The sequence below is a fragment of the Psychrobacter muriicola 2pS genome, from assembly GCF_904846535.1.
Classification (GTDB): domain Bacteria; phylum Pseudomonadota; class Gammaproteobacteria; order Pseudomonadales; family Moraxellaceae; genus Psychrobacter; species Psychrobacter aquimaris.
In genome coordinates this window covers 156,224-169,985 of the sequence record NZ_CAJHBC010000001.1, presented here as the reverse complement: position 1 = coordinate 169,985, position 13,762 = coordinate 156,224, and the positions used below count along the sequence as shown (strand labels likewise).

General features: G+C 41.8%; 10 protein-coding genes. 5 read left to right on the top strand and 5 right to left on the bottom strand.

Features of this window, described 5'->3' with window-relative positions; translation table 11 throughout:
* Positions 1–19 precede the first annotated feature (19 nt).
* From JMX93_RS00710 to aspS, 4 genes are all read right to left on the bottom strand, one after another.
* Complete coding sequence (locus JMX93_RS00710) at positions 20–1,021, bottom strand: Stealth CR1 domain-containing protein (protein WP_499203560.1); 1,002 nt, start codon at positions 1,019–1,021, stop codon at positions 20–22.
* Between the two features lie 16 nt (positions 1,022–1,037).
* Complete coding sequence (locus tag JMX93_RS00705) at positions 1,038–1,754, bottom strand: glycosyltransferase (protein WP_443557343.1); 717 nt, start codon at positions 1,752–1,754, stop codon at positions 1,038–1,040.
* Positions 1,755–2,115: 361 nt separating this feature from the next.
* Positions 2,116–3,084 carry a lysophospholipid acyltransferase family protein gene (locus JMX93_RS00700; protein WP_499203559.1) on the bottom strand — a complete coding sequence of 323 codons (969 nt, stop codon included), beginning with the start codon at positions 3,082–3,084 and terminating at the stop codon, positions 2,116–2,118.
* A 67-nt stretch (positions 3,085–3,151) separates the two neighbouring features.
* The gene (gene aspS, locus JMX93_RS00695; protein WP_198332046.1) at positions 3,152–4,978 is read right to left on the bottom strand and encodes an aspartate--tRNA ligase; all 1,827 of its coding nucleotides are present in this window, start codon (positions 4,976–4,978) and stop codon (positions 3,152–3,154) included.
* Between the two features lie 368 nt (positions 4,979–5,346).
* On the opposite strand from aspS, the gene sohB reads away from it, so the two are divergent.
* From sohB to JMX93_RS00670, 5 genes are all read left to right on the top strand, one after another.
* Positions 5,347–6,327 carry a protease SohB gene (gene sohB, locus JMX93_RS00690; RefSeq protein ID WP_198331921.1) on the top strand — a complete coding sequence of 327 codons (981 nt, stop codon included), beginning with the start codon at positions 5,347–5,349 and terminating at the stop codon, positions 6,325–6,327.
* Positions 6,328–6,605: 278 nt separating this feature from the next.
* Entirely contained in the window at positions 6,606–7,856 is a 1,251-nt protein-coding gene (locus JMX93_RS00685) for an acyl-CoA dehydrogenase family protein (RefSeq protein ID WP_499203737.1), read from the top strand.
* 155 nt (positions 7,857–8,011) lie between these two features.
* A complete protein-coding gene (locus JMX93_RS00680) occupies positions 8,012–9,307 on the top strand; it encodes a phosphotransferase family protein (RefSeq protein WP_499203558.1) in 1,296 nt (431 codons plus the stop codon).
* Between the two features lie 68 nt (positions 9,308–9,375).
* Positions 9,376–10,128, top strand: a complete 753-nt coding sequence (locus tag JMX93_RS00675; RefSeq protein WP_499203557.1) for a histidine phosphatase family protein — start codon at positions 9,376–9,378, stop codon at positions 10,126–10,128.
* Between the two features lie 237 nt (positions 10,129–10,365).
* Positions 10,366–11,235 (top strand): SDR family oxidoreductase, encoded by an 870-nt coding sequence (locus JMX93_RS00670; RefSeq protein ID WP_499203556.1) that lies wholly within the window; start codon positions 10,366–10,368, stop codon positions 11,233–11,235.
* A gap of 110 nt (positions 11,236–11,345) precedes the next feature.
* Here the strand turns inward: JMX93_RS00670 and JMX93_RS00665 are convergent, their stop codons facing one another.
* Complete coding sequence (locus tag JMX93_RS00665) at positions 11,346–13,046, bottom strand: AMP-binding protein (RefSeq protein WP_499203555.1); 1,701 nt, start codon at positions 13,044–13,046, stop codon at positions 11,346–11,348.
* Positions 13,047–13,762 lie beyond the last annotated feature (716 nt).

The window sequence follows — 13,762 nt, the reverse complement described above, 5'->3', positions numbered from 1 at the left end:
TATTATTATGAGATTGATTCTATTTAGTGAGATTGAGCAATAACGATAATGGCAGATGCTGTGAAAACTTCTGAATCATCGCCTCGGTAATATTGTTACGGGAGTCAGGGTCAAGCAAGTCTAAGCTTTGTATACACCCATATTTGATAGATTGTTTTTGCAAACCTGCTAAAAAATCCTCAACACCGTTTTCATTTTTTAAATAGTTGATTGCTATGGGTGGCTTTAGACAAGCTTCCCCTTGTTGAATTTTTAGATGATTCATTAAGGTAATGGGGTTTACCTGAGCCACATCTCTAAATTTATATTGAATTTGCTCAATCAATAGCTGAGGGTTATGCAAAAGATAGCTTTTTAAAATATTCTTATCGACAATATGGGGATAATGATGCACTTCAAAAAACTGATTCATACCCAGGATTTTAGCGCTGAGCATTTGGGCAATCGTATGTTTGGGTTGAACTTTTTTGCCTGATAATTTTTGTAGAGATTTTCGATATTGGAGTTTGGCTTGTAGAAGGGTGTTTTTTCGCCAATGACCATGAATGATAATAGTGTCAGCATCTAAAAAATCTGTGATAATAGCAGGTTGGTTGAAGAAAAAATCATCATTCATGTATATGAAATAATCAGACAGACCTGAGATATTCCATAGCATGCTTTCAATAGAACGCGTGTTGAAAGTAGGCAAAAACTGCTCATAGCCCGCAAAGAGGTCTTTATGGTCAATGATACGTATTTTGTCTTTTGCACAAATATTTTGTTCAGCAAACGCTTCGATCAGTGCCGGTTGCTGTTGGTCGGTGACGATATAGATATGTCGACAGAAAGGCACGTATTTTATGATGGAGGCAATATTGTAATATATTTCATCGTTACTGGCGAAACGTGTTGAGCTGATAGCGTCAGATGCCGCGCTGGTTGTTTTCTGATAACGCGCCCTTTTTTGTTTGAGCAGTGGATCATCACCATCTACCCAAGCAATCACAATATCTATTTGCATCTCATCATCTGCTTTCATGGTATTTCCTATGGGTTTATCGCCAATAATCTTTTAGCCAAGGGCTTGGCTTAATATGGCGATACCATTTACCGCCGCTACCATTGATGGCATCTGGCGGATTAATCTCACCATGAAAGATGACAATCTTTGCACCATCTGGCAGAGTAGGTACGCGCACAAAGTTAAAGGGAATAGGGGCGATGCATTGGTACTTGAAGCTGACACACCATGTTTTATCCCAATACTCTAAATGATGATGCTCACGTAAATAGTTAGACAGATAAGCCTGCTCATGGCGCACTTGGGTACGAATGGTTGCAAAGTTGCGCTCAAAGTTTGCGAGCAAATCAGGATAGGTGTTCATGCCAATATTGAAACGGTAAACAGAGCTATTACCAATCATTCGCCACGGTTTTTTCCAATCACGGATAATCACCACGCTGTCTTTATGCTGAGCTTGATAGGTAAAAAAGGCATCTATGTTATCAACAATAACAATGTCGATATCTAAAAATAACGCCACACCTTTAAGACCGTATAGTTCAGGTTTGAAAGTCGTGAGTTTTTTCCAACCACGCTCAGGCCCAGCAGGCAAGTCCATCTCTGGAATAGGATGGCAAGTCACAGCAGGGTTGATACCGCTGCTATCATCAGTAAGGCAGATCATTTGGAAGTCTAAGGTCAAATGGCGACTGACCATATTATAAAGACGGTTGACGTACTCAGCGCCGTATTTGTCACCCCATTTCATACAGATAACATAACGCTGCTCAGCAGTGCTGCTGCTTGCTGGCGTGTGGTCTGTCGATGAGGTATTGGTTACGTCAGTTGCCATAATGCACTCATATTAATATAAATAAAAAATATTTAGGGTATGTTCTCATTGTAAAAATGAGATAAATTATCGCCAAACAAGAAAGTAGCGCAGACAGTATCGAGGTATTGACTGGCTATTTGAGGCAGCTTGTCAAAATTTAGTCATCTCTAATCCATTGATAAGACAATCGATTGAACTGAGAACACGCCTTAGTAACGTTTAAAGGTACAAAAGTCAGCCAATACTATCACAGCTATGATTCACGATATCTCTAAACGTTTGGCTAATTGTAAGGTCATTGCTCATTGCAAGAGCGCGTGGTTGTATCATGAACGTTGTGATCGTTATGGTCAGCCAGTTTGTTGTCACGAATGAATTTGGCCAAAGTTTCTTCATCAACGTTGTAAGGATTCCCTAATGTGGGAATGTGCTTGAAACGCCGATAGCCCCACATATAGTGACTACATTTCGATTCAATCATCTGTTGCATGGCTTGGTTAAGTGCATAAGCGGCGGTCTCAGCATGACGATCATAAAGTGCGAGATCATCAAGCTTATAGCAATAGATGTCAAATCCATGACCATCGTCACGGCGAATACAAGATAAGCCGACCAATGCACATTTGGTTTTACTAGCAAGTTTAGAAGCAAGCGTGCTAGTTAGCGTTTTAATGCCAAAAAAGGGCACAACCACACCGCCTGAAGGGTCGGGAACATGATCGGGTAAGACAATACTAAAGCCACCTTGTTTGAGTGTTTTAAATATTGCCTTTACACCGCTACCATCGGTTGGTACTAAGGTCGCATTAAGCCTTGAACGCCCTTGTAGCACAAAGTTGTTGGTAATATTACCTTTAACAGGTTTGTACATAATGGTTGGGGAACCAAATTGATTGAGCCAGGCATTCATCATCTCCCACGTACCGAGATGCGGAACGATAGCTAGCATGCCGTTGGAATTAGCAAGTCCTTCTAATAAAATGTCTTTATTATGGACGTCGCGAATCTGAGCGATACTCCACTCAGGTGGCATGGCCCAGCTTTTGATAGATTCAATACTGGTCAAACACTGGTGATAAATAATCTCTTTGGTTAAGACTTGTTTTTGCACATCGGTCAGCTTAGGAGCAATTAACGCCATATTGATACTGACCGTACGCATGATACTTAAACTGGGTATCTTGATAATCACCCACGCAACAAAACGTGCCAGTATCTGCAAGACAGACAATGGCACGATTTTAAAAATATGATACGGATTCATAACCATTCACACAGTGATGAATCACGTAATAAGCGTTGAAAAAAATATCCGGACATCGTTAGACCATTTATTGAGCAGGTTTGTTGGTGTCAGCCTGTGCTTTTTCGCGCACACGGATACCAAGATCACGTAGCTGCTTGCTATCGACTTCAGCAGGTGCTTGAGTTAGTGGGCATTCAGCAGTTTTGGTTTTTGGGAAGGCGATGACATCACGGATAGAATCCGCGCCTACCATAAGCATAATCAGACGATCCAAACCAAAGGCCAAGCCACCATGCGGAGGTGCACCGAATTTTAGGGCGTCAAGTAAGAAGCCAAACTTGTCTTGAGCCTCTTGCTCGCCGATACCTAAAGCATCAAGTACGGCTTGCTGCATATCAAAGGTATTGATACGTAAGCTACCACCGCCAACTTCTGTACCATTTAACACCATGTCATAAGCAATAGAAAGTGCAGCTTCAGGATTGGTTTTTAGTTCTTCAACAGAACCTTTAGGCTTAGTGAACGGATGGTGCATTGAGGTCCAGCGACCATCGTCAGTTTCTTCAAACATTGGGAAGTCAGTCACCCAAAGTGGCGCCCACTCACACGTTGTCATCTCAAGGTCTAGACCAATCTTTTGACGTAGTGCACCGATTGCATCGTTTACTACACTGGCTTTATCCGCACCAAAGAATATAATATCATTGCTTTCTGCACCAGTACGCTCAATCAAGCTTACCAATACATCGTCGGTCATATTTTTGATGATAGGAGACTGTAAACCAGATTCTTGGTCAACGCCGTTGTTGATATTGCTCGCATCATTGACTTTGATATAAGCCAAACCACGTGCACCATAAATACCGACAAATTTAGTATAGGCATCGATTTGCTTACGGCTTAATGAAGCACCACCAGGGATACGTAGGGCAGCAACGCGACCTTTAGGATCGTTAGCAGGACCTGCAAATACTTTAAAATCAACGTCTTTCATTAAATCGGCAACGTCGATGAGTTTTAATGGAATACGTAAGTCAGGCTTGTCTGAGGCATAGTCACGCATCGCTTCAGCGTAAGTCATGCGTGGGAATTGCTCAAACTCAACATCCATCATGGTTTTGAATAAATGCTTAATCAGACCTTCGTTGATGTTCATGATTTCTTCTTCGTTTAAGAAAGAAGTTTCAATATCCACCTGTGTAAATTCAGGCTGACGGTCAGCACGTAAGTCTTCGTCACGGAAACATTTTGCGATTTGATAATAACGATCAAAACCTGACACCATCAACAACTGTTTGAATAACTGTGGTGATTGCGGCAATGCGAAAAAGTTGCCTGGGCGTGTGCGTGAAGGCACAAGATAATCACGTGCGCCCTCTGGTGTTGCACGAGTCAAGATAGGAGTCTCAACGTCTAAGAAACCATGGTCATCTAGATAGCGACGAATCGCTGATGTGGCTTTAGCACGGAAAACCATACGCTCTTGCATTTGCGGGCGACGCATATCAAGGTAGCGGTATTTTAAACGCAAGTCTTCTGAGACCGTGGTTTTCTCATCATTTAATGGAAAAGGCGGTGTTTCAGATTTCGCCAATACTTCGATTTCTTTGCCCAGAAGCTCAATCTGACCACTGGTCATATTATTGTTTTCAGTACCTTCATAACGGCGACGTACGCGACCAGTGATTTTTAGCACATATTCAGGACGTACCGCATCAGCAGTAGCAAAGGCTTCTGGGGTATCAGGATCAACGACTACCTGCAAGATACCAGCGCGGTCACGCATGTCTAAAAAAATCACGCCACCGTGATCGCGACGACGATGTACCCAGCCCACGATACTAATGGTTTGATCAATGAAGCTTTCGGTTACGGCTCCGCAATATTCGTCTCGATATTCGCTATGCGTCATAGTGCTTTGCGTCATAATATAATTATCCAGTTGTCAGCCCAATTCGAAATACAATAATGCAGCCATTGCTGTGCGATTCAAGCTATCTGCTAAAAACGCACAAATAACGCGATTAAGACAAATGGTCATCACGTTGGCTACAGAAAATTTGGTGTAAACGCATATTATGCCTAATCTGCCCTTGTTATACAACCAGTGGCGTCCAATCAAAGCGTAGGAAAGTATCAGTAATGGGCGTATTTATTCAGTAACATTTGCATTGGGTTAAATATTGTCATTTTGCTTGAAAATATCAGCCACTGCGCACATATCAGGATCACTTATAAAATCCTATTAAAATTATCTTAATCATGTAAGGAATGCTACTCATGCTTTTTCACCCTGCTAAAAACCCTGTTGAGTTACGAGTTGTCCATCTAAATAAAAACCAAGAACAACGCCGTGAAGACTTAATGGAGGCCACTCAAGGTAAAGCCGCGCTTAAGCAATTCAAAAAAGTAATGGCTAAAAAAGCCAAGCAAGCATTGAAGGCAAAAAGCAAAAATAAGAAAAAAAACAGTGACAATAAATCCCAAATTTTCGTTCTCGACTTTGACGGTGATATCAAAGCCACGGCAGTTAAACATTTACGCGAAGAAATCAGCACATTAATCAGTACGGCAAATAAAGGCGATGAAGTCGTGGTGCGTCTTGAATCAGGCGGTGGTTTGGTGCATGGTTATGGATTGGCAGCAGCGCAATTGGCACGTCTAAAAGATGCTGGTTTAAAACTGACTGTCTGTGTCGATAAAGTCGCCGCTAGTGGCGGTTACATGATGGCATGTGTGGCGGATAATATCGTGGCAGCACCATTTGCTATTATTGGCTCGATTGGTGTGGTCTCACAGTTGCCAAACTTTCATAAATGGCTGAAAAATCATGACGTCGATTATGAGATGTTTACCGCTGGTGATTACAAACGTACCGTAACCGTATTTGGTGAGAATGACGACGAAGATCGTGCTAAATACCAAGAAGAGCTAGAGCAAACGCATGAGTTGTTTAAGCACTTCGTCAATCGCTATCGTGGTATGCTTGATGTAGATAAAGTCGCGACAGGCGAGCATTGGTACGGTGAAGATGCATTGCATTTAAACTTGGTAGATAAATTACAGACATCAGACAGTTATCTATTAGAGCGTATGGAAAACAATGAAGTGTATGCATTGCATTCACGCCAAAAGCCAACATTGGCAGAAAAATTAGGGCTGTCACAAGCCGCAGAAGCGACTATCAGCATGGCCGTTGATAAGCTGCCAGATGCATTGGCACGTTTTGATTTAAACAGTCGTTTGAATATCCTAAAATAAGTTTAAATATCATGATGTTATTTGGTCACTAGTATTTTAGCCTGGCAACACTGAATCGTGCATTGTTTGTATTTTGTAAAAGGCGTGTCCTAACGGGTCGCGCCTTTTTGCTGTTTATTCATAAATGCTGTGTTATAAATGTGGCATACAGAAAAGAGTATACGCACGTACACTATAAAATTAATATTGGGCTTTTTATCAAAGTTTTATGTGAACGTGATGAAAATAATTAACCATCAGCAAGGAAAAGGATGCCAGCTATGTCTACCAATACATTGATGTTTACCGCCACCGAACATGGTCAAGCCATGCATGCCAAAGTCAAAGCATTTATCGAAACCCACATTGAACCAATAGAGGCACAGTTTTGGGCAGATTGTCATGCACAAAACCCGGATGGAAATTGGAAAGCTTGGCAATGGCCAGAAAAGTATGAGAGCTTACGTAAGCAAGCACGCGAAGCTGGTCTATGGAATTTATTTTTGCCAGATGACAGGCTAGGGGCGGGGCTGTCGGTTACCGATTATGCACCGATTGCTGAGCTAACAGGGCGCAGTTTATTAGCACCTTATGTGTTTAACTGTAATGCCCCTGATAGTGGCAACATGGAGTTGCTATGGCGTTATGGGAGCGAGGCGCAGCAAGACAAATGGCTAACACCAATATTAGAAGGTAAGACGCGTTCGGTATTTTGTATGACTGAGCCTGATGTCGCCTCCAGTGATGCGACGAATATGCAAGCCACCGCTGTCGTCGATGGTGATGAGATTATCATCAATGGCAGTAAATGGTGGTCATCAGGTCTTGGTGACCCTGCGGTTGATATTTTGATTGTAATGGCGTACACGCCTGATGAGAATAAAGACCGTCATCATCAGCATTCGATGGTATTAGTACCAGCAAAGTCAACGGGTGTTAATATCGAGCGCATGCTGAAAGTATTTGGCGATTATGATGCGCCGCACGGTCATGGCGAAGTCAGCTTCAATGATGTACGTGTACCCGTCAGCCACTTTATCGGTGGACCGGGTATGGGTTTTGAGATTGCGCAAGGTCGCCTAGGGCCAGGGCGTATTCATCATTGCATGCGTTGTATCGGTGCTGCTGAAAAGTCTCTAGAGCTAGCGGTCAAACGCGGCATGGAACGTACGGCTTTTGGTAAGCCATTGCTACAATTGGGCGGTAACTTTGAGCGTATCGCTGAAGCGCGTATTAAGATTGATCAAGCGCGTTTATTGACACTATATGCAGCGCAAAAAATGGACGCGCAAGGTACCAAAGTAGCATTGACTGAAATCTCTGCTATTAAAGTAGTTGCGCCAACGGTATTGCAAGAAGTGGTTGATATGGCGATTCAGATTCATGGTGGTATGGGCGTTTGTCAAGATACCATGCTGCCGAGCTTCTTTGCTCAAGCACGAGCGCTGCGCTTAGCCGATGGTCCTGATGAAGTGCATAAAACCATGATTGCTAAGTTAGAATTAAAGCGTCAAGGTTTTAGTCGTCCGTCAAAGCCTGCTAAAGCCTAAGTTTAATCGGTAATAGACTTATAGAAATTGGTTTAAATGACCATTTACTGTACTTAATCTTTAATTAAAATTCACTATTACACCATTAATAGTGAATTTTCATACCTATACTCACTATTTATAAAAATAACTGACCACAAGATAAGGAATATCTCATGGCAACTGATAATCAGTCCAACAACACTGATACCCATCATGAATCACCTAATAAAATATTGGATAAAGGCGGCGATGTTCGCGAGGGCGAAGCGCTTGACACCAAAGCGGTTAGTGACTGGCTACGTGCTCAAGGTGTCGATATAGAAGGCGAACCAAGGGTTACGCAATTCTCGGGTGGTGCCTCAAACTGGACATATCGCTTGCAATATGAAGGCAAAGGTAACGCTGAAAGTAAAAGCCAAGATTTGATTTTACGCCGTCCGCCAAAAGGCACTAAAGCCAAATCAGCACATGACATGGTGCGTGAATACACTGTCCAAAAAGCTTTAAAGGATGCTTATCCTTACGTACCTAAAATGGTCGCGCTATGTACTGATGAGTCCGTCATCGGTGCTGATTTTTATGTCATGGAGCGTATGGAGGGCATCATTCCTCGTGCCAATTTGCCAAAAGGGGTTGATTTAAACGAAGAGCAGACGCGTGCATTATGTATCAATGTCATTGATGCTTTAATAGAATTGCATCAAGTAGATTATAAAGCGCATCCTGATTTGGTCAATCTTGGACGCGGCGAAGGTTATTGCGAGCGTCAAGTAACTGGTTGGGATAAGCGTTATGTCAAAGCCAAAACACCTAACGTCCCAAGTTTTGCTTTAGTACGTCAATGGCTTGGTAAGCATACGCCTGCTGACAGTAAAACGTGCCTGATTCATAATGATTGGCGCTTTGATAATGTGATTTTGGCTGCTGATGATCCGACCAAGGTCATTGGTGTGCTCGACTGGGAAATGGCAACCTTGGGTGATCCTTTGATGGATTTGGGTAGTGCATTGGCGTATTGGATTGAAGAAGATGACAACATCATCATGCAGCAGTCACGCCGTCAGCCTACGCATTTAAAAGGCATGATGACTCGCGATGAGGTAGTTGATTATTATCTTGAGCAGACAGGTCTAGAGATAAACAACTGGACGTTTTATGAAGTGTTTGGGTTATTCCGTTTAGCAGGCATCGTGCAGCAAATTTACTATCGCTACTATCACAAGCAAACGACCAATCCAGCCTTTAAGAACTTCTGGATTATTGTGCACGTACTACATGCTAAATGTCTAAAGCTGATTGCTCAATATGAAGGTGAGATTTTATTTACTAGCCGAGTACAGCCACATCTACAGGATATGGGTGTTGATGCTGCGATGATTGAGCAGTTACCAACTTCTATACAGGCTGTTATCAAAGGTATTTTGCCGAAGAGCTATTTTGGACAAAACATGCCTAAAGCTGAAAAGTAAGCAGCTTAAAAATTATAAAGCTAGGACGTTTAAAAATTATAAAAGTACCACTAATAAGGCAATAGTTTATGACAACCATACTTTTGGCCCGTCATGGTCAAGCGTCATTTGGACAAGAGAATTACGATCAACTTTCAGAGCTAGGAAGCAGACAAGCGCAGATGCTAGGTCAGCATTACGCGACGACTCAGCGTCGAATCGATGCGATTTTCACTGGTAGTTTGGTCAGGCAGCAAGACTCTGCGCATCATTTTTGGCAGCGTTATCAGTCGTTTGTTGATACCGATATATCCAGTAAGCCTGCAATCGATATTAATGCACCAGATAGCTATATATTGCCACAATTTAATGAGTTTAATCATAAAGATGTGTTTATAAAGTCTGATCCTGCTTTTATGAGTAAAGGTGCGATTGCGGCCGAGATTGCGCAAGCAGAAGTGCCATCTACGCGTTTAGCGGAGCTGTTTGATGCCGCGATGCAGCGCTGGCATGCCGGTGAAAATGACAGCGATTATATCGAGAGTTGGGTGCAATTTAATGAGCGGGCAAAACAAGCGCTTGAGCAGGTGCGTCTGCAAGTGGTCAATCTAAACTTAGAGCGTGATAGTACGGTATTGGTGTTTACCTCGGGCGGCATTATCGCTGCTATTACTGCACAGTTATTACAACAAGGGAGTCAGACTGCGTATCAAATCAATAAAAGCTTGGTTAATACGGGCGTAACGTCTATTACCTTAAAAGAGCAAAGTACACGGCTATTGTCTTTAAATGAATACAGCCATTTATTCGCTGATGGCAAACGCTTCGTGACTTGGCGATAAAATAGTACGCGATAGCAGTGAGACATCAAGGCTATGATTAAGCTATGATTAAGCTATGATTAGCATCAGGATAAAATGGCTACTCTAAACATGTAGCCATTTTTTATGTCGTTAAAATTGGTTATTATTATTGAGGCATACTTTTTGTTTATTTTTATGACAGATAAATTATCTCTATAAATTTGCGATATTATAGACTGTCAACTTCATATAATATTGATGTAAACAGGATGTTCCATGCAAAATAAATTGATCAACTTAGTCACCAGAAGCGCCAAACAAAGTAAAAATCAGCTCTTTAGCGCGATTCAGCCCGCGCGATATCTAAAAGGTTTAAGTAAGCAGCAGGTTGGGTATGGTAAAACAGTATTAATCACTGGTGCCAGCTCTGGATTGGGCGAAGGCATGGCAAAATTGTTTGCTAAGCTTGGCTATAACTTGGCTATTTGTGCCCGCCGTACTGATCGCTTAGAGCGTTTACAATCAGAGTTGATGGCAGCGTATCCTGATATTCGTGTTGAATATCGAGCATTAGATGTCAGCGACTATGATGCGATATTTGACGTATTTGATGCGTTCGCTACTGATTTTGGTCATATTGATCGTGTTGTAGTCAATGCGGGAGTCGGGGATAGTCGCCGTATTGGCAAAGGACGCTTTGACACCAACCGCCGTACCGTTGAGATTAATTTTGTCTCTGCGCTCGCGCAATGTGAAGCGGCGATGAATATCTTTCGCGCGCAAAACAGCGGTCATTTGGTGGTGATATCAAGCATGTCAGCAATGCGTGGCCTGCCTAAGCACTTGACCGCTTATGGCGCAAGTAAGGCGGGTCTGGCTCATCTGGCAGAGGGCATTCGTGCTGATATGTTGTTAACCAAATTGCCTATTAAAGTCTCGACCATTTATCCGGGTTATATCCGTACTGAAATTAATGAAAATGCCAAACCATTACCCTTTGAAGTAGATGCCGATACGGGCACCAAATCTATCGTTGCAGCGATTGAAGCTGAGGTCGATGAAGCTTGTGTACCAAGCCTACCTTGGTCTATTGTCGGTCAAGCAATGAAGCATTTGCCATTGCAGGTGGTTAATAAAGTCAATTAGTTGCTTTATTGCCTTGATACCAACAGCAGTGAAGCCAAAAAGAAGCCAATAAAAAACCCTCGTCATTAATGTTGAGGGTTTTTTATTGTCTTAATTCTAAAGCTTAATTACTACAAGGTTTGAGGATTATCCGACATATGCTTTTCACGCAGCTTTTGACGTAGTACCTTACCAACATTACTCTTTGGCAACTCGCTTAAGAATTCGATATGACGCGGGCATTTATAACCAGTCAAATTGTCCAAAGCAAATTCTTTAATATCACTCTTGGTAACATTATTATCAGCAGGGATGACATAAATTTTGACGGCTTCGCCTTGATGGTCATCAGGAATACCAATCACTGCACAATCAATGATGCCTTTATAATCTAGCATGACGGACTCAATTTCATTGGGGAAGACGTTAAAGCCTGAAACCAAAATCATATCTTTTTTGCGATCAAGTAAAGTGATATAGCCTTTTTGATCCATACTGATGATATCACCAGTACGGAAGTAACCATCGCTGGTAAAGTCATTACTATTGTCTTTATTAAAATAGCCTGAGGTGATATTTGGGCCTTTAATACACATCTCACCAGCTTGATGTAAGCCGACACGATTATCTTCATCATCAACAACAATGATGTCTACGCTAGGAACTGGTATGCCAATCGTACCGTTAAACTTGCGATCAGTGATGACGTTAGCCGTACCAGCTGCGACGCCTTCAGTCATGCCCCAACCTTCAACCATCGGACAACCAGTGACTTCTAACCAGCGTGCAGCTGTCTGCTCAGTTGCCGCCATACCACCCGCTTGCGAGATGCGTAGTGAGCTAAAGTCCAAATCTTTAAAGTTTGGTTGGTCAAGCAAGCCTTTAAACAAAGTATTAACCGCTGGAAATATATGGAACGGTTGCTTTGATAGTGTTTTAACAAAGCCAGGCATATCGCGTGGATTCGGGATCAGTATAAAGGTGTAGCCTGAGCGCATGCCGAGTAGACTCAACATAAAAGCAAAAATATGATAGAGCGGTAACGCCATGACCATATTGATATAGACTTCATTAATATCTGAAGTGACGGGACGGTACCAAGCTTCTGACTGCATTGCAGCGGCGACGACGTTACGCTGAGTCAAAATAGCGCCTTTCGACAAACCAGTCGTTCCACCGGTATATTGCAAAATCGCTTTTTGTTGCAATGTGGTTTTTGGTGATTGGATAGGTAGGTTTTTGCCTTTTTTAAGCACATCAGGGAATTTAGTCACATCGTATTTAGGGTCATTCAAGTTGTACTTAGGCACTAAGCGTTTGACCTGACGGATAACCGTATTGACCAAAATACCCTTTAGCCCCATCATGTCACCCATTTTAGAGAGGACAATACGCTTGATGTCGGTTTCTTCAATAACTTGTTCGAGTGCTTGAGCAAAGTTATCGACCACAAAAATAACCTGAGCACCGGAATCATTTAATTGGTGGCGTAATTCACGCCCTGTGTATAGTGGATTCACAGGGGTACACACATAACCCGCCCGCAAAATACCAATCATCGTTGGCAAATACTGTGGGACGTTTGGCATCATTAATGCGATTACACTGCCTTTAGGAATCCCTTGCGCTTGTAACCATGCGGCAACAGCAAGTGAGGCTTTATCCACGTCACCATAAGTATGCGTAACACCCATGCAAATAGTCATGGGGTGCATACGAAAGCGATTGAAACATTCCTCATACAGCTCTATGAGGCTCTCATATTGATCAGGATTAATAGTCTTGGGTACGTTTTCTGGATATTGCGCAAGCCAAGGTTTATCTACTGTCATACTTAGCGTCCTTAAATGTTAAGGTTCTATAAAAAAGTAGTCACATCCCTGTCAACAATATAAATCATCGCTTTGAAAGCAATGGATTGTCGCGTGCTATCCTATCAATTCACAGACTGCTAAAATACGTTGGCCTCTATATAAATTATTTAACTACAGATTCATCTAGCTATAAAAAGTGAGCGTCTAAATAGAGTAAACAGCTGGTTAATATTTTTGAAACTACAAAAATCGCCACCTGCAAATAATGCTCCTGAACTCACTTGAATGGAGCATATTATCAACTTACTCTAATAAAAAACAGCATCACTTATTTTTACAACACATTAACATAACTACAATTGATATTGTTATTATTATACAAGAACTTAATAGTTTACAATTAAGTTTGATAAAGTAAAAAATATATGTTGTCACAATCTAAAGGACAAGCGGTTTGTAGGCGGTGATGAGCGGTTTTTTCCCTTTAAATATCCCCAGTGATTATATTAGTATCCTTTTTTACAGGACGTTTATTTTGTGATAATTTTAACAATATGGTTACAACATGAAAAATTTCTGTATGAGGGTTATGAGGGTTATGAGGCATATTGAATATTCGCGAACAGTATTCATTAGCAGTTCATTGCTTTTAATTTTGCTTTACCAAAAGATAATATCTACCAGCACTCTGATTCAATGTTCAACATGACTTAAGTTTTTGCATAAAAAAGCGC